An 18,282-nucleotide genomic window follows, 5' to 3' on the forward strand; every position below is an offset into this window, starting at 1 on the left:
GATTATAAAGGGCATTAAGCAAGGGCAGGAAACCGGGCCGCGCCATCATGTCAGAAGATCCTTCCCCTCGGGCTGGGGCCGGCGCCCGCCGGCGCGTCGGTGGGCGCTGGCGTCTTGCGGCGCTGCTGCTGCTGGCGGTCCTGCCGCTGCTGCTGGCGCTTGGGGCCGGCGGTCTCTGGTGGCGTCTGACGCAGGCGCCGCTCAGCCTGCCTGCGGGGCTGCAGGCGCGCATCGAGGCGCATCTGGATGCCGCGATGCAGGCGAACCGGATCACCATGGGCGACATGGCGCTGGCCCTGCCCGATGGCGGGCGGGCCCCGGCGATCGAGTTTCGCGATGTGGTGATGCTGGACCATGACGGGGTCGAGCGCGCCGCCTTTCCCGCCCTGCAGGTGCGGGTCGCGCCCGGACCGTTGCTGCGGGGGCAGGTGCGCCCGCGCGACATCACCGTGCGCGGCCCGGGCCTGCATCTGACGCGCGGGGCCGACGGGCGGTTCGATGTCGATTTCATGGGCGCGGGCCGTGGCGCGGCGGAACGGCCGCTGACGGAAACCATGGCGCGCCTCGATACGATGTTCGCCGCGCCCGCCTTTGCCCAGTTGCGGGCCATATCGGCAACCGACGTGACCTTGAACATGGAGGATGAGACGACCGGCCCCGTCTTGCGGGTGCAACAGGCCAACGCGACCCTGACGCGCAATGCCGAGGGGCTGGAGCTATCGGTGACGGGCCGGTTGCAGGGCCTGCGGGACGCTACCGTCGCCATGGAATTCTCGCGCCGCTCGGGCGTCGGGGAAACCGGCATCGCGCTGCGATTTGACAATCTGGGCGCGCGCGATCTGGCGGCGATCGACCCGGCGCTTGCGTGGCTTGGGCCGATGCGCGCGCCGATCTCGGGCGGGTTGATGGCGCGGCTGGCCGATGATGGCACCGTGTCCGATTTCGGCGGCACCCTGTCCATCGGCGCGGGCGAGATCGGGCTGGGCCCCGAAACGGACCCTGTCGGGTTCGACGGGATCGAGGCGGTTCTGACCTATGACGCGCAGCAGCGCAGGCTGGCATTCGGACAGCTGTCGCTGGCCGCGCAACAACTCAGCTTCGAGGCCACGGGCCATGCCGATGTCTCGGCGCGGGGCGACACCTTTGTCGGCCAGTTCCGGCTGACGCGCATTCTGGCCGCGCCGGGCGATCTTTACGAGGAGCCGCTCGCGCTCGGAGGGGGGGGCGGTGGACCTGCGCCTGACCCTTCAGCCCGAGATGCGGCTTGAGGTCGGTCAGGCCGTGATCCATGACGGCGATCTGCGCATCCTGGCCGATGGCGAGGCCATGGTCACGCCCGAGGGGCTGAGCGTCCGTGTCGATGCGCATGTGCCCGGCACCGATGTGGACACGGTTCTGGGCTATTGGCCGGTCTCCGCCGTGCCGCGGACGCGGGACTGGGTGGCGCGCCGCGTTCAGGGCGGCACGCTGACGGGCGTCGATGTCGCGCTGCGACGTGCCGCGCGGGGCGACTGGCACCACGCGGTCCAGTTCGACTTTGCCGATGCGGTCGTGGCCCCGTTTTCCGAAGGGCCGCCACTGACTGACGGGGTCGGGTATTTCCATCTCGAGGACGCGCGCATGGTGGTGCGGGTCGATGCCGCGCGCTACGCCGCCGAGGGGCAGCCGCAGGGCATCTCGCTGGCCGGATCCGACATGGTGATCGCGGATCTGCGCCAGCGCCCCGCCACGGCCGCGTTCGACCTGCGTCTGCAGGGCGGGCTGGTGCCGCTGATGCATGCCTTGAATGCCCCGCCCCTGCGCGTGCTACGTGCGGGCACAATGACGCCCGAACGGATCGGCACCGGGCAGGTCACGGCGCGGGTGCGGATAGACACCTCGCTGGCGCGGCGCGAGGCGGGCAGTGATCCGCTTGCCGGTGTGACCCTTGCCGCCGACGGCGCCGTCACCGGCTATCGCAGCGACAGCCTTGTGCCGGGCCGGCTGCTGGAGGCCGACGATCTGACCCTCACGATTGCCGAAAACCGCCTTGCGATCGCTGGTCGGGCGGCGTTTGACGGCGTGCCCGTCACAGGAGCCTGGTCGCGCGCGATCGGGCCGGGGGCCGCGCCCGGCTCGCGGCTCGAGGCGCGGGCGCGGCTGTCGCGCCCGGCGTTGGCCGATCTCGGGATCGGTCTGCCCGACTGGCTGATGGCAGGGCAGGGGATGGCCGATCTCGATCTGGTGCTCGGTGCGGCCGGAACCCCGCCGCGCCTGTCGCTGCGCTCGGATCTGTCGGGGCTGGCCATGGCGATTCCCGCCCTGGGCTGGCGTCTGGCCCCGGATCGCACGGGCGATCTGCGTGCCGAGATCCGCCTCGGGCCCGAGCCCGAGGTGACCGACCTGCGGCTGGAGGCGGGCGGTCTGACCCTGCAAGGGGGCGTCCGCCTTGCGGCCGGGGGGCGGGCTGGGCCGGCTCAGCGCCACGCGATTCCGCATCGGGACATGGCTGGATGTGCAGGGGGCGCTGATCGGCCGATCCGGGGGGGCACCGGTGATCGAGGTCACGGGCGGCATCCTGGACATGCGCAGCGCCCCAGCCATCTCGGGCGGGACGGGCGGCGCGGGCGCCAGCGGCACCGCCGCCGGCCCGGTCAGCGTGGCGCTGGATCGCCTGCAAGTGGCTGAGGGGATCGCCCTGACCAACCTGCGGGCCGACCTCAACAGCGTTGGCGGGCTGCACGGGCAGTTCCGGGGCCTGATCAATGGCGAGGCGCAGGTGTCGGGCGTGCTGGTGGCCGGGGATGATGGGCCCTCGGTGCGGCTGCAATCCGACGATGGCGGGGCGGCCCTGCGCGCGGCGGGCATCTACGCCAACGCCTATGGCGGCGAGATGGACCTGATCCTCGAGGCCACCGGCCAACCGGGCAGCTATGATGGCCGCCTGTCGGTGGACGGTCCGCGCCTGCGCAACGCCCCGGCGGTGGCCGAGTTGCTGAACCTGATCTCGGTTGTCGGTTTGCTGGAACAGCTCAGCGGCGACGGCATCAACCTTGGCGATGTCGACGCGCGCTTTCGCCTGACGCCCGAGCGCATTCGCCTGCGCGAGGGCACGGCGGTCGGGCCGTCTCTGGGCTTGTCGATGGACGGGGTTTATGACATCGCGTCGCGGCAATTTGAAATGCAGGGCGTGATTTCCCCCATCTACGTGGTCAACGGATTGATCGGTGCCATTTTCGCCCCCAGGCGCGAGGGATTGTTCGGGTTCTCCTATATGCTGCGCGGCACGCGGGCGGACACGAACGTGACGGTCAATCCGTTGTCGATTCTCACCCCCGGGGTGTTTCGCGAGATCTTTCGCGCGCCGCCGCCCGATTTCTTGGATCGAGGACAGGATTGATGAAACTGGATGATTTCGATTTCGATCTACCCGACGAGCGGATCGCCACGCGTCCCGCACGGCCACGATCCTCGGCCAGGTTGCTGGTGGCCGATGGGCCCGACACGCGCGATTGCCATGTCTACGACCTGCCCGATCTACTGCAGCCCGGCGACCGCCTCGTGTTGAACGACACGCGGGTCATCCCCGCGCGCCTGACGGGCCATCGCCATCGCGACAGCGCGCAGGGTCCCGTCGCGGCCAAGATCGAGGTCACGCTGATGGAGCCGCAGGCCGATGGCAGTTGGTCGGCGCTCGCCAAGCCGCTGCGCAAACTGGCCGTCGGCGAAACGGTGGTGTTTTCCGACGCGTTGAGCGCCGATGTGGTCTCGCTCGAGCATGGGTTGCGCTTGCGCTTCAACCTGTCGGGGGCCGATTTCGACGCGGCGCTGAACGCCTCGGGCGCGATGCCGCTGCCCCCCTATATCGCGGGCAAGCGCGCCCCCGACGAACGCGACCGCGAGGATTACCAGACCATCTGGGCCAAGCGCGCGGGGGCCGTTGCCGCCCCCACGGCCAGCCTGCATTTCGACGAAGAGCTGGTCGCGGCGCTGACCGCACGGGGGATCGCGTTCACCTTCGTCACGCTGCATGTGGGGGCGGGCACCTTTCTGCCGGTCACGGTCGAGGATGTGACCACCCACAAGATGCATGCCGAATGGGGCGAGGTGCGCGAAAAGGCCGCCGAAGAGATCAACGCGACCCGCGCGGCGGGCGGTCGGATCATTCCGGTCGGCACCACCGCCTTGCGCCTGATCGAGACCGCCGCCGCCGAGGATGGCACCATGCGGCCATTCGAGGGCGATACCGATATCTTCATCTACCCGGGCTACACCTGGCGCGTCACGGATGCACTGATGACCAATTTCCATCTGCCGAAATCGACGCTGATGATGCTGGTCTCGGCCCTGATGGGACAGGCGCGGATCAAGGCGATCTACGATCACGCGCTGGCGAACGGATACCGGTTTTTTTCCTATGGCGACGCATCGCTTTTGATTCCGTCGCGAATCTGACAGACGCCGGGGCGACCGCTGGTCCAGCCTGCCGGAAAGCGAAGGAAGCGCGCCATGTTGAACGTGATACGGGCCTCGTGGGCCCTGCTGCTCGGGATGTTCCTTTTGCAGATCGGCAATGGTCTGCAAGGTTCGCTCATGGGTGTTCGCGGCGCATTGGAGGGGTTCACCACCGTCCAGCTGTCGCTGATTGGCTCGGCCTATTTCGTGGGCTTTCTCGGGGGGTCGACCCTCGCCCCCAAATTCATCGCGCGGGTCGGTCACGTCAGGGTCTTTGCCGCTCTTGCCTCTTTGATCTCGGCCGTGATGATCTCCTACCCGGTGGTCACGGATCCCTATGTCTGGATGGCCCTTCGCGTCATCGTCGGTTTCAGCCTCTCGGGCGTCTACGTGACCGCCGAAAGCTGGCTAAACAACTCGTCCACGAACGAGACGCGGGGCAAGTCCCTTTCGGCCTACATGCTGATGCAGATGTTTGGACTTGTGGCCGGGCAAGCCATCCTGTCGGCGGGCGATCCATCGGGTTGGATCCTGTTCGTCATTCCGTCGATCCTCGTATCGCTCAGCTTCGCGCCAATCCTGCTCAGCGCCACACCGACCCCGGCCTTCGATGCGGCGCGGCCCATGACCCTGCGCCAACTCTATGCCGCCTCGCCCTTCGGCGTGATCGGCATGACCGCGATGGGGTGCATTTTTGCGGGCCAGTTCGCCATGGCACCGGTCTATGCGACCGAGATCGAGCTGTCGCTTTTGGAACTGTCAGGTTTCGTGTCTTCGTTCTTCATTGGCGCGATCGTGTTGCAATACCCGATCGGCTGGCTGTCCGATCGCATGGACCGGCGTGTGCTGATCATCGGTGCCTCTTTCGCAGGGGCGGCCGTGGCGCTTATCGGCGCTCTGGTGGGAAGCAGCTACACGATCCTGCTGGTGTTGGGCCTGTTGAACGGTGGTTTGGCGCAACCGCTTTACGCGCTCATCATCGCTTATACCAACGACTATCTGGATCCCGAGGACATGGCGGCCGCATCCGGCGGGTTGATGTTTGTCAACGGGATCGGCGCCATCCTGGGCCCGCTTGCCATGGGGGTGCTGATGTCGCAATTCGGCCCGGCCGGGTTCTGGATGTTTCTCGCCGCGATCCTGGTCATGATTGCGGTCTATGGCGTTTGGCGGATGACACAGCGCGTGTCGGCCTATGCCGAAGAGGACGAATACGAGGCGGTGTCCTACGCGTCGATCCTGCCGGGCGCGGCCTCGCCGGTGGCGGTCGAAACCGCGCAGGAACTCTATGTCGAGGCTGCCGAGGAATTGGCCGAGGCCGCCGAGGAAGAGGCCGCGATGGCCGAGAATCGCCCGGAAAATGCCTCATAGGCTTGGTAATCCGGGATCTGAGAGGAAGAGGAGACACGGCAAATGACCGACCGAGCAGACGAGGTGCTGGCCTTTTGGCAGGGTGCAGGCCCCGAAAAATGGTACAAGAAAGACGACGCGTTCGACGCCCAGATCCGGGCGCAATTCGAAACCCTGTGGGAGGCGGCCGCCGGCGGCGCGCTCGATGAGATCTGGGCCACCAACGCGCAAGGGGCGCTGGCCCTGATCGTGCTGCTGGACCAGTTTCCGCGCAACATGTTCCGCGATGACGGGCGTGCCTTTGCCAGCGACGACCGGGCGCGCAGCATCGCCTGCTACGCGATCGAACGCGGCTGGGACCTGCGCGTGGATGGCCCGATGCGGCAGTTCTTCTATCTGCCCTTCATGCATTCCGAGCGGCTGACCGATCAGGACCATTGCGTGCGCCTGATGGCCGAACGGATGGCGGGCACGGACAATCTGCTGCATGCCCGCGCGCATCGCGAGATCATCCGCCGCTTCAACCGCTTTCCCTATCGCAATGCCGCGCTTGGCCGGGTGTCAACGGATGCGGAACGCGCGTTTCTGGAAAACGGTGGCTACGGGGCGATCCTGTCCGAGGTACAGGCCGCCTGAGCCGGGCGCGGGCGGACCCACAGGCATTTGTGCCGCGCGGGTCTGCAACATGGCGGCGCACACGCCTTGCGTGCCGAGAAACCCCGCCATGCGGCGGGTGAACGGGCTTTGCCTGCGGGCGCGATTTTGTTTAACGTTGAACAAATCGCATTTCGCCGGGAGGAACGACCGTGGCCGGAGAGAGTTTTGACGTTGTGGTGATCGGGGCCGGGCCGGGGGGCGTATGTCGCCGCCATCCGTGCCAGCCAGCTTGGCCTGAAGGTGGCCATTGTCGAACGCGAACACATGGGCGGGATCTGCCTGAACTGGGGCTGTATCCCGACCAAGGCGATGCTGCGCTCGGCCGAGGTGTTCCACCTGATGCACCGCGCCAAGGAGTTCGGCCTGAAGGCCGAGGGCATCGGCTATGACATCGACGCGGTGGTCAAACGCTCGCGCGGGGTCGCCAAGCAACTCAGCTCGGGCGTTGCCCATCTGATGAAGAAGAACAAGGTGACCGTGGTGATGGGTGAGGCGACGATCCCCGCCAAGGGCCGCGTGTCGGTCAAGACCGACAAGGGTGCGCGGGATCTGTCGGCCAAGAACATCATCCTTGCCACCGGGGCACGGGCCCGCGAATTGCCGGGGCTGGAGGGCGACGGCAAGCGGGTCTGGACCTACAAGACCGCGCTGATGCCCCCGCATATGCCCAAAAAGCTGCTGGTCATCGGCTCGGGCGCGATCGGGATCGAGTTCGCCAGTTTCTACAACACGCTGGGCGCCGACACGACCGTGGTCGAGGTCATGGACCGCATCCTGCCGGTCGAGGATGCCGAGATCAGCGCATTCGCCAGGAAATCCTTTGAAAAGCAGGGCATGAAGATCATGCCCAAGGCGATGGTCAAGCAACTCGACCGCGCCGCTGACAAGGTCACCGCCCATATCGAGGTGGACGGCAAGACCGAGACGCAGGAGTTCGACACCGTCATTTCCGCCGTCGGAATCGTCGCCAATACCGAAGGGTTGGGGCTGGAACAGTTGGGCGCCAAGATCGACCGCAGCTTCGTGGTGACGGACGACTACTGCCGCACCGGGGTCGAAGGGCTCTTCGTCATCGGGGATGCGACCAACGGCCCCTGGCTGGCGCACAAGGCCAGCCACGAGGGCGTCATGGTGGCCGAATTGATCGCGGGCAAGAACAACGTCCATCCCGTGAAACCCGAAAGCATCGCCGGGTGCACCTATTGCCACCCGCAGGTGGCCAGCGTCGGCCTGACCGAAGCGCAGGCCAAGGAGCAGGGGCATCAGGTCAAGGTCGGGCGCTTTCCCTTCATCGGCAACGGCAAGGCCATCGCCCTTGGCGAGGCCGAGGGCATGATCAAGACCGTGTTCGACGCGAAGACCGGCGAATTGCTCGGCGCACACATGATCGGGGCCGAGGTGACCGAGCTGATCCAGGGCTATGTCGTGGGCCAAAAGCTCGAGACGACCGAGCAGGACCTGATGGAAACAGTGTTCCCGCATCCGACGCTCAGCGAAATGATGCACGAGTCGGTGCTGGATGCCTTCGACCGCGTGATCCACATCTGATCTCGGCGCAAGCCCCATGCAAAAAGGGCGGCCTGCACAGGCCGCCCTTTGTCTTTCGTGCCGGCCGGTTACTGCAGCAGGGTGATCGGCACCTCGGCCACCGGCGTGCGATCCTGTGCCACGAAATAGCGGAGGACATAGGCCCCGGACGTGTCTGGCAGGACCAGGCGTGCCGGGTTGCCGTCCCGGGTATAGACATACGCGGTCCACCCGCTGCCCTGCCCATCGGCCCGGCCGATCCCGATATAATCGCCCGCGTAATCGGGCCCGGTCCAGCCGACCTCGATCGTGGTGCCGGCCTGCGCCGTGGCCGGCGCGGTGAGCGAGGCCTCGACCGGGGAAAGCGTGATCGGCACCTCGGCAATTGGGGTGCGGTCCTGCGCGATGAAATACCGGATGACATAGGCCCCGCCCTCGGGGGGCATCAGCAATTGCACCGGGCTGCCGTCGCGGGTGTACGCATAGTTGGCCCAGGCGCTGCCCTGGCCGTCGGCGCGCCCGATCCCGATATAGTCGCCGTCGTAGTTCGGGCCGGTCCAGCCGATTTCGATGGTGTCGCCTGCGACCGCGCCGGCGGGGGCGGTCAGGCTGGCCGCGGCGGACGAGACGACGATGCGGGTGCTGGCGATCGGCGTGCGATCCTGCGCCATGAAATACTGAACCAGGTAGTCGCCCGGTTCCGGCGGCACGGTCAGCTGGGCCGGTGTTCCGTCGCGGGTGTAGGCATAGTTGGCCCAGGCGCTGCCCTGGCCGTCGGAGCGCCCGATCCCGATATAGTCGCCCTCGTAATCAGGGCCGGTCCAGGCGACCTCGACCACCTGTCCCGCGATGGCCGTCCCGGGGGCCGTGACCGTGGCCTCGGCCGCCGTCACCGTGACGGGGACCGAGGCGATGGCGGTCCGGTCCTGCCGCAGGAAATACTGGATCAGGTAGTCGCCCGGCGTTTCCGGCACGCGGAGTTGCACCGGGCTGCCCTCGCGCGTGTCGACATAATTCTCCCAGGCGCTGCCCTGGCCATCGGCACGCCCGATCCCGATATAGTCGCCCTGATAATCCGGCCCGGTCCAGCCGACCTCGATGGTCGATCCGGCCACCGCGCTGTCGGGGGCGGTGATGGAGGCGGCGACAGGCGTCACCGTGATCGGCACGGCGGTGATGCGTGTGCGATCCTGACGGGCATAATAGCTGATCAGGTAATCGCCCGGCGTTTCCGGCACCAAAAGCTGCAGGGGCGTTCCGTCGCGCGTGTTGGCGTAGTTTTCCCAACCGCTGCCCTGTCCGTCGGCACGCCCGATCCCGATATAGTCGCCCTGATAATCCGGCCCGGTCCAGCCGACCTCGATGGTCGATCCGGCCACAGCACTTTCGGGCGCGGTGATGGAGGCGGCGACCGGCGTCACCGTGATCGGCGCACTGGCGATGGGCGTGCGCCCGTCACGCAGGAAATAGCGGATCAGGTAGTCGCCCGCCTCGATCGGCATCAGCAGCGTGACGGGGGTGCCGCTGTCGGTCTCGGCATAGGTGACCCAGCCCGAGCCTTCGCCATCGGCCCGACCGATACCGATGTAATCGCCGCGATTGTCCGGGCCGGTCCAGCCGACCTCGACCGTCGATCCCGCCACGGCCGAGGCGGGTGCGGTAATCGTGGCGCGGGGTTGCGGTTCGGGGAAGATCACGGCGACCTCGCGCGGTTGATCGACGATCACGAAATCGACGCTTTCCTCGATTTCCTGCGCCGTCCAATAGGCCGTCACACGATAGGCCCCGCGGCTCAGGCCGAGGGTGACGGGGTTGGTCGTGTCCAGAGCGGCGTCGCGCCCCTCGATCTCCCACAGGACGGGATCGGTGATTGCCGGCCCCGAGGCGCCGCCGATGCGGGCCGACAAGGTGACATCCACCAAAAGCACGGGCAGGGGCACGACCACCTCCTGCGGGGTGTTGGCGGCGACGGCAAAGGTCGCCTCATGCGTTGTTTCCTGCGTCACGCGGGTGACCGACAGGCGGTAGTCACCGGGCAACAGCGCCACGTTTCCGCCCGGCGCCTCGACCGGGCCCAGCAATTGCTGGCCCGTGGCGTCGAACAGGCTCCAGACAAGGGGCGAGGCGGGCACGGTCATGTCCGGCTCGACCCGCGCGGTGAAGGTGACGGGGACGGCCTCGACGATCTCGGGCATGGCAACGACGACGGGGCCCGGCATGCCCTGGGTGACGGCAAAGGCCGTCTGATAGGTCACCGGGCCGTCCTCTTCGGCGCGGGTGGCGCGCGCGATATAGTCGCCGGGCATCAGCTCGGCCGTGATCGCGGGGCCTTGTGCGCCGGTGTCCAGAACCTCGCCCGAGCCCGACAAGAGCGTCCAGCCGATGGCCCGTGTCGGCACCGCGCCCGAAGGCGTCAACCGCGCCTCGATGCGCAGCGGCGTGGCGGTGACGGCCGGGGCCGCGGGGGGCGCCATCGTCACCTGTTGCAGCGCGGCCGACAGCTCGGCCGCGTTGTCGGCGGTGAGGAACAGGCCGCCCGTGTTGTCCGCGATGCATTGCATCTGCGCCCGCGCCTCGGGTTCCGAGGCGACGTCGAAGCCGATCACATGGGCGGTGAACCCGATGCCCGCCGCTTCCAGTTCGGCAGCCATGGCGCAGGGGTCGGGGTTGCAGTTCTCGATCCCGTCCGAGACGAGGATCACGGTCGCCGGCTCCTCGGTATGGCGCAGGGATTGCGCGGCGGCGACGACAGCATCGGTCATGGGCGTGCGCCCGCGCGGGTTGATGGCATTGACCGCCGACAGGATCTCATCCTGCGTGAAGGGGGCGGGCGCGACGATGGTTTCGATATCGGTGCAACTGCCGCGCTGGCGATGCCCATAGACCGTCAGACCAAGCGATTGATCGTCGGGCATGTCGGCCAGAAGGTCCGCGATCACCTCGCGGGCGATGACGATCTTGTTTATGCCGTCGATCTGCCCCCACATCGAGCCCGAGCCGTCCAGCACGAGGATCGTGTTGGCGCGGTCGGGGCTTTGCGCCGCAGCGCCCAAGGGCAACAGGCACAGGCTGAGAAGGGCAAGGAAAAGGCGGCGCATCGTGAAGATCCTTGGGCTGAATTGCTGGGCGCGCGACCCGCAGCGAATTGGGCGCGGGCGCTAGGTCGATGTCAGGTTAGGCCGAGTCGCGGCACCGGCAAAGGTGGGGTTTCCCCGCGCCGGCCCGTCGGTCGTGCTTGACGGCGGACAGGTCGGGTGCGATGCGCGCGGTCATGGCGCAGCCTTCGACATCATGGCCCCTGATCGGGGCGCTTTATCTGGCCGGGCTGATCGCCGCGGCGCAATTCGCCAAGGTCTCGGTCACGCTCGACGCGCTTGCGGCGGCCTATCCCGGTGCGCCGGTTGCCTTCGCCGTTTCGGGGGTGGCGGTGATGGGGGTGCTGTTCGGCGTTCTGGCGGGCGGTGTGGTGGCCAACCTCGGGCCGCGGCGGGTTATCCTGCTGGCGCTGGCAATCTCGGCCGTGGCAGGGGCGGGGCAGGCGGTGTTGCCGCCCTTCCCCGTTCTGATGGCGCTGCGTGTGGTCGAGGGGGCGGGGCACCTGGCGCTGGTTGTGGCGATCCCGACCCTGATGGCGGGTGTCGCGAACGACCGCGATCGGCCGATGGTCATGGGCCTTTGGGCCACCTTCTTTGGCGTGGGTTTCAGCCTGACGGCCGTCCTGGCGGGGGAGGCGGCGGGGCCCGTCTATGGCGGTCACGCGCTGCTGGCCGGGGCCGTGGCCGTGATCTTGTGGCGCATGCTGCCGCGGGGCATCGGTGGCGCGCGGCGCGCGGCCCCCGGGCTGGCCGATCATCTGGTGATCTATGCGACACCGCGCCTGTTCGCGCCGGCGCTGGGGCATGGCATCTACGCGGCCCTGTTTCTGGCGCTGGTGACATATCTGCCCGTCGCGCTTGGGGCCGCGTGGCTGGCCGCCGCCTTGCCACTGGCCGGTCTGGCGGGATCGCTGACGGCCGGGTACCTGGCGCGCGCGATTTTGCCGGGCCATCTGGTTCCGGCGGGATTTGCGGTGATGGCGACGCTCTTCGCGGCCACTTGGCTTGCCGGCCCCGGCATGGCGCCCGCGATGTCGGTTCTGGCCATGGCGGTCAGCGGCGTGGTGGCGGGGGCCGGTTTCGCAGCTGTGCCGTGGCTGAACGCGGACGCGCCCGAGCGCGCCCTGGCCAATGGCGCGCTGGCGCAGCTTGGCAATGTCGGCACGTTCTCGGGCACGCCGATGCTGGCCGCGCTGGGGGTCGGGGCGTCGCTGCCCTTTGCCATCGCCTCGGCGTGGTCGGAGCCGGCGCCACGGCCCTGGCCTATCGCGCAGCGATCCGCGATCAGGTCCTGCGCTAGGCGTCAGATCTGGTCGCGATCCTCGAGCAGGGCCAGCAGATCCCGCCGCCGCCACCGCGCGCGGATCTGGTTGGTCAGCACCGTGCGCGGCGTGAAGGTGGGGTTCTGGCCCTCGACATGCGCCACGTCAAAGCCCTTGGACGCCGCCACGACATGGTCGCCCTGGGTCGAGATTGCCACCAGCGACACCCACATCGCCTGCAGCCGGTCGCGGTCGATACCCACGCCCAGGCGCGTGCGGCCCCGCAGCATCAGATCCTCCAGACTGCCGATATCCATGACCTGGCCCTGCGTCAAAGGCCCTTGGGTCGTGCGGTCTATCGGGTTGGTGACCTCGGTCTCGGTCAACTCGTCGCGATCGGTGACGACGGCGCGCGACGTGCCGTCGGGTTGACCGAAATCGACCACCACGGCCAGAACATAGATTGGTTCCTTGCCCATGTTGGTCACGAGGCAGCGGGCCGTCTCGTCCCGCGCGGCGCCCCTGTCGATATGGATCGAGGTCCGTTTCTGTCGGCGATAGGTGTTGTAGAACACCTGTAGATAGATCATCCAGATCGCCACCATCGCCACATTCGTCACCGGCGAGATCACATCGCCCCAGGATTCGAAAAACTCCAGCATCGCGCCCTCCGCTCGTCTGGTGGGGGGAACGCGCAAGGGCCTGATCGGGTCCGCGGCGAGTGGGGGGGCGGACGGGCGGCGGCGGCGGAGCCAGCCCTGTGCCCAGGGCTCGTTCCCTATACGTTCTCAAATTACGGTTGGAGACTCGGCCCCGCTCGCCTATCTGTGCTGAGACGGTTAACGACAGGTTCCCCCGATGCCCGAGCTGAAGCAGATCGAGGTGCGCGGCGCGCGCGAGCACAACCTCAAGAATATCGACCTGGATATCCCGCGCGATCAGCTGGTTGTCATCACCGGGCTGTCGGGGTCGGGCAAATCCAGCCTCGCCTTCGACACGATCTATGCCGAGGGGCAGCGGCGCTACGTCGAAAGCCTGTCGGCCTATGCGCGGCAGTTTCTTGACATGATGGAAAAGCCCGATGTCGATCACATCAGCGGCCTTTCCCCCGCGATTTCCATCGAGCAGAAGACCACCAGCAAGAACCCGCGCTCGACCGTGGGCACGGTGACCGAGATCTACGATTACCTGCGCCTGCTGTTCGCGCGCGCCGGAACGCCCTATTCACCCGCCACGGGCCAGCCGATCGAGGCGCAGCAGGTCCAGGATATGGTCGATCGCGTTATGGCGATGGAGGAAGGCACGCGCGCCTATTTGCTGGCGCCGATCGTGCGCGACCGCAAGGGCGAGTATCGCAAGGAATTCCTCGAGTTGCGCAAACAGGGGTTCCAGCGGGTCAAGGTCGACGGTCAATTTTACGAGTTGGACGAACCGCCCACACTCGACAAGAAATTCCGCCACGACATCGACGTGGTCGTGGACCGAGTGGTGGTGCGCGAAGGGGCCGAGACGCGGCTGGCCGACAGTTTCCGCACCGCGCTGGACCTGGCCGACGGGATCGCCATTTTCGAGACCGCCCCGCGCGAGGACGCGGGCGAGCCCGAACGCATTACCTTTTCCGAAAACTTCGCCTGCCCGGTCTCGGGCTTCACCATCCCCGAGATCGAGCCACGCCTGTTTTCCTTCAACGCGCCCTTCGGGGCCTGCCCGAAATGCGACGGTTTGGGGGTCGAGCTGTTCTTCGACGAACGGCTTATGGTGCCCGACGCGGCCCTGTCGCTGGAAGACGGGGCCATCGCGCCCTGGCGCAAGGGAAAGTCGCCCTATTTCCTGCAGACCATTCAGGCCATCGCCAAGCATTACGGGTTCAACCCCAAGACCAAGTGGAAGGATCTGCCCAAGGACGTGCAGCAGGTCTTTCTGCGCGGATCGGGCGAGACCGAGATCAAGTTCCGCTATGACGAGGGCGGCCGCGTCTACCAGGTCGAACGCAGCTTCGAAGGGGTGATCCCGAACATGGAGCGGCGCTATCGCGAGACCGACAGCGCCTGGATTCGCGAAGAATTCGAACGCTACCAGAACAACCGCCCCTGCGGCGCCTGCGGGGGCTATCGCCTGCGCGAAGAGGCCTTGGCGGTCAAGATCGCGGGCCTGCATGTGGGCCAGGTGGTCGAGATGTCGATCAAGGAGGCGTTCAAGTGGTGCGAAACGGTGCCCGAGCATCTGAGCGTGCAAAAGAACGAGATCGCCCGCGCCATCCTCAAGGAAATCCGCGAGCGGCTTGGGTTCCTGAACAATGTGGGCCTGGAATACCTGACCCTGTCGCGCAATGCCGGGACGCTCTCGGGCGGCGAGAGCCAGCGCATCCGGCTGGCCAGCCAGATCGGCTCGGGCCTGACCGGGGTGCTCTATGTGCTCGACGAGCCGTCCATCGGCCTGCACCAGCGCGACAATGACCGCCTGCTGACGACGCTCAAGAACCTGCGTGATCAGGGCAATACGGTCATCGTCGTCGAACATGACGAAGAGGCCGTGCGCGAGGCCGATTACGTCTTCGACATCGGCCCCGGCGCGGGGGTGCATGGCGGGCAGATCGTGGCGCAGGGCACGCCAGAGCATATCGCGGCCGACCCGGCCTCGATCACCGGGCAATACCTGTCGGGCAGCCGTGAGATTTCGGTGCCGGCCAAGCGCCGCAAGGGCAACGGCAAATCCCTGACGGTGGTCAAGGCGACCGGCAACAACCTCAAGGACGTGACCGCCAAGTTTCCCTTGGGCAAATTCGTCTGCGTGACGGGCGTCTCCGGCGGCGGCAAGTCGACCCTGACCATCGAGACGCTGTTCAAGACCGCCTCGATGAAGCTGAACGGCGCGCGGCAGACGCCCGCGCCCTGCGAGACGATCAAGGGGTTGGAACATCTCGACAAGGTGATCGACATCGACCAGCGGCCCATCGGGCGCACGCCACGCTCGAACCCAGCCACTTACACGGGGGCCTTCACGCCGATCCGCGACTGGTTCGCCGGCCTGCCCGAGGCCAAGGCCCGCGGCTACAAGCCGGGACGCTTCAGCTTCAACGTCAAGGGGGGGCGGTGCGAGGCCTGTCAGGGCGATGGTGTCATCAAGATCGAGATGCATTTCCTGCCCGATGTCTATGTCACCTGCGAGACCTGCAAGGGCGCGCGCTACAACCGCGAAACGCTAGAGGTGCAGTTCAAGGGCAAATCCATCGCCGACGTTCTGGACATGACGGTCGAGGACGCGCAGGAGTTCTTCAAGGCGGTGCCGAGCATCCGCGAAAAGATGGACGCGCTGGTCCGCGTGGGCCTTGGCTATATCAAGGTGGGCCAACAGGCCACGACCCTGTCGGGGGGCGAGGCGCAGCGCGTGAAACTGTCCAAGGAACTGGCCAAACGCTCGACCGGACGGACGCTCTATATCCTCGACGAGCCGACCACCGGCCTGCATTTCGAGGATGTGCGCAAACTGCTCGAAGTGCTGCACGAACTGGTCGAGCAGGGTAACACGGTGGTGGTGATCGAGCACAATCTCGATGTCATCAAGACGGCCGACTGGATCATCGATATCGGCCCCGAGGGGGGCGATGGCGGCGGGCAGATCGTGGCCGAGGGCACGCCGGAAGATGTGGCCGGGGTCGAGCGATCGCATACCGGGCGCTATCTTGGCCCGATGCTGCGGCCCCGCAAACACGCCGCCGAATAGCGCCCGAAAGGGTGCGTCGCGCGGGCGCGCGTCGCCCGGTGCAGCCGCGACAGGGGCCTTGAGCCCCTGACGCGGCTTGCCTCCGGCGGGCATATTTTTCAGGATAAAGATGTGGTGTTTCGGGTGGTGAGGGCGAGGCGATGACGCGGCGGCCGAAGATCGGGTTGGCCTTGGGCTCGGGCGGGGCGCGGGGATGGTGCCATCTGGGCGTTCTGTCGGTGCTGGACGAGATGGGTGTCGAGGCCGACATCATCGCAGGGTGTTCGATGGGCGCGCTGGTCGGCGCGGCCGAGGCCGGGGGCGTGCGCGCCGAGCTGGACGCCTGGGCGCGGGCGTTGACGCAGACGAGCTTTCTGGGGTTGGTGGATTTCCGTCCGCAATCGGGCGGGCTGGTGGCGGGCGAGGCGATCGCCGATGTGCTGTCGGACTGGGGGCTGGATTGCGATATCGGCGCTTTGGCTCGGCCCTTCACGGCGGTGGCGACGCGCCTGGACAACGGGCGCGAGATCTGGCTGGGCGATGGCCCGCTTTTGCCGGCGGTGCGGGCCTCGATTGCGATACCGGGCCTGTTCACGCCACAATTCATCGACGGTCATTGGCTGGTGGATGGCGGGTTGACCAACCCGGTGCCCGTCTCGGTGGCGCGGGCGCGCGGCGCCGACATCATCATCGCGGTCAATCCCAACGCCAAGCCCTCGGGGCGGGTCTGGGTGCCCGAAGCGCAGGGCTCGGGCCTGTGGAAGACGCTGGGGTCGCGGTTCACCGAGATGCTGCCCGAGGGCTGGCAACCCCAACCGCCGCCTGAGGACGTGCCGCCGCCGCCGCAGGGGATCGACGCGGTCAATGCCGCCATCGACATGCTGACCGAATACCTGCGCCGCACCCGCGCCGCCGCCGACCCGGCGGATGTGGTGGTCGAGGTCGACCTGACGGAGTTCTCGACCATGGCCTTTTTCGAGGCCGAGACCGCGATCAAGGCCGGCCGCGCCGCGGCCCTGGCCGCCATGCCGCGGATCGAGAGCGCCCTGTCCAACCCGTAAGGGCGCATAGCGCCGCCGCGTCAGCGCGTCACCATCAGCCGCTCGAGCCCATGGAAATGGTAGATCTCGGCGTAGCGGGGGGCCTCGACCAGGCGCAGGCCGGAGCAGGCCTGGAACAGCGCGGACATGGCGATGCCGAGTTCCAGCCGCGCCAGCGGGGCGCCGACGCAGAAATGCAGCCCGGCCCCGAAGGCGAGGTTCGGCGGCCCCTGGCGGGTCGGCTGAAACCGGTCGGGCTGCGCGTAGCAGTCCGCGTCGCGCCCGGCCGAGGCGAGCAGCAGCCCCACCGCGTCACCGCGCCGAAAGCGGTGGCCGAACAGGTTGACCTCGTCATAGACCCATCGCGTGAACAGGTGCAGCGGCGGGTCGAGGCGCAGCACCTCTTCGACGAAGGCCTCGGGTGCGGTGCCGGGGCGAACGCCCATCTCGAGCGCCAGTTTCACCCCGTTTCCCATGGTGTGCACCGTCGCCTCGTGCCCGGCATTCAAGAGCAGGATGCAAGTTGTGATCAACTCGTCCGTCGTGAGCTTGTCGCCGTCTGCCTCGGCGGCGATCAGGGCCGAGATCAGATCGTCGCGCGGCTCGGATCGGCGGCGCCGGACATAGTCACGCATGAAGGCCACGAACTCCTCGGTCGCGGCGACGGCACGGGCCTCGTCCTCGGGCGTGCGGCCAGCCTGGTACATCATGACCATCGCGTTGGACCAGCGCAGCAGATCCGGGGCCATGCCCTCGGGCACACCGAGCAGCCGCGCGATCACGATCACCGGGATCGGTCGGCAGAAGGCGTCGAGCAGGTCGAAGGGGCCGTCAGGGAAACTGTCGATCAGGTCACGGGCCAGCTGCTCGATCTCGGGTGCCAGGGCCTTGATCCGGCGCGTGGTGAAGGCCCGCAGCACGAGGCCGCGCAGCCGGGTATGCCGTGGCGGTTCGAGTTCCAGCATCGAATGCGCTTCGACGGCATAGAAGGGCGCCAGATGCGCAGGGATGTCGGGCGGTGTCACCGGCTCGCGCCCGAAACGGCGGTCGCGCAGGATGGTGTTGATCGCATGGTGCGTGGTCGCGACCGGCAGGCCGTACTCCTGCCAGACCACAAGGGGTCCGGCGGCGCGAGCGCGGGCGTAGAACGGATAGGGGTTCTGGACGAAGGCGGGCTCGGTGGGGGATTGGCTGAGGCGCTGCATGGGGGGTGTT

11 protein-coding genes and 1 pseudogene are annotated in these 18,282 nt (G+C 67.4%); 10 read left to right on the top strand and 2 right to left on the bottom strand.

Annotation, left to right across the window (positions count from 1 at the left end):
- The first annotated feature begins 47 nt into the window (after positions 1-47).
- The 7 genes and pseudogenes from ROSELON_RS12135 to lpdA all read left to right on the top strand — a co-directional run bounded on the left by ROSELON_RS12135 (position 48) and on the right by lpdA (position 7,989).
- The gene (locus ROSELON_RS12135) at positions 48-1,268 is read left to right on the top strand and encodes an AsmA family protein (protein ID WP_025312645.1); all 1,221 of its coding nucleotides are present in this window, start codon (positions 48-50) and stop codon (positions 1,266-1,268) included.
- Positions 1,228-2,667, top strand: coding sequence for a DUF3971 domain-containing protein (locus ROSELON_RS12140; RefSeq protein ID WP_025312646.1), 1,440 nt, complete (start codon positions 1,228-1,230; stop codon positions 2,665-2,667). Before ROSELON_RS12135 ends, ROSELON_RS12140 begins: the two co-directional genes overlap by 41 nt.
- Positions 2,564-3,379, top strand: coding sequence for an AsmA-like C-terminal region-containing protein (locus ROSELON_RS12145; protein WP_025312647.1), 816 nt, complete (start codon positions 2,564-2,566; stop codon positions 3,377-3,379). Before ROSELON_RS12140 ends, ROSELON_RS12145 begins: the two co-directional genes overlap by 104 nt.
- Positions 3,379-4,434 (top strand): tRNA preQ1(34) S-adenosylmethionine ribosyltransferase-isomerase QueA, encoded by a 1,056-nt coding sequence (gene queA, locus ROSELON_RS12150; RefSeq protein WP_025312648.1) that lies wholly within the window; start codon positions 3,379-3,381, stop codon positions 4,432-4,434. Before ROSELON_RS12145 ends, queA begins: the two co-directional genes overlap by 1 nt.
- Positions 4,435-4,488: 54 nt before the next feature.
- The gene (locus tag ROSELON_RS12155; RefSeq protein WP_025312649.1) at positions 4,489-5,805 is read left to right on the top strand and encodes an MFS transporter; all 1,317 of its coding nucleotides are present in this window, start codon (positions 4,489-4,491) and stop codon (positions 5,803-5,805) included.
- 42 nt (positions 5,806-5,847) lie between these two features.
- The gene (locus ROSELON_RS12160) at positions 5,848-6,420 is read left to right on the top strand and encodes a DUF924 family protein (RefSeq protein WP_025312650.1); all 573 of its coding nucleotides are present in this window, start codon (positions 5,848-5,850) and stop codon (positions 6,418-6,420) included.
- A gap of 170 nt (positions 6,421-6,590) precedes the next feature.
- Positions 6,591-7,989: pseudogene (lpdA, locus tag ROSELON_RS12165) on the top strand (dihydrolipoyl dehydrogenase).
- Positions 7,990-8,057: 68 nt separating this feature from the next.
- Here the strand turns inward: lpdA and ROSELON_RS17560 are convergent.
- Positions 8,058-11,066, bottom strand: a complete 3,009-nt coding sequence (locus ROSELON_RS17560; protein WP_025312651.1) for a VWA domain-containing protein — start codon at positions 11,064-11,066, stop codon at positions 8,058-8,060.
- Positions 11,067-11,239: 173 nt separating this feature from the next.
- On the opposite strand from ROSELON_RS17560, the gene ROSELON_RS12175 reads away from it, so the two are divergent.
- From ROSELON_RS12175 to ROSELON_RS12185, 3 genes are all read left to right on the top strand, one after another.
- Positions 11,240-12,757: an MFS transporter gene (locus ROSELON_RS12175; protein ID WP_025312652.1), complete on the top strand. Its 1,518-nt coding sequence runs from the start codon at positions 11,240-11,242 to the stop codon at positions 12,755-12,757.
- Between the two features lie 426 nt (positions 12,758-13,183).
- Complete coding sequence (gene uvrA, locus ROSELON_RS12180) at positions 13,184-16,048, top strand: excinuclease ABC subunit UvrA (RefSeq protein WP_025312653.1); 2,865 nt, start codon at positions 13,184-13,186, stop codon at positions 16,046-16,048.
- Between the two features lie 140 nt (positions 16,049-16,188).
- Entirely contained in the window at positions 16,189-17,088 is a 900-nt protein-coding gene (locus ROSELON_RS12185; protein ID WP_025312654.1) for a patatin-like phospholipase family protein, read from the top strand.
- Positions 17,089-17,108: 20 nt separating this feature from the next.
- Here the strand turns inward: ROSELON_RS12185 and ROSELON_RS12190 are convergent, their stop codons facing one another.
- Positions 17,109-18,272, bottom strand: coding sequence for a cytochrome P450 (locus ROSELON_RS12190; protein WP_025312655.1), 1,164 nt, complete (start codon positions 18,270-18,272; stop codon positions 17,109-17,111).
- Positions 18,273-18,282: the final 10 nt, after the last annotated feature.

Source organism: Roseibacterium elongatum DSM 19469 (assembly GCF_000590925.1).
Classification (GTDB): domain Bacteria; phylum Pseudomonadota; class Alphaproteobacteria; order Rhodobacterales; family Rhodobacteraceae; genus Roseibacterium; species Roseibacterium elongatum.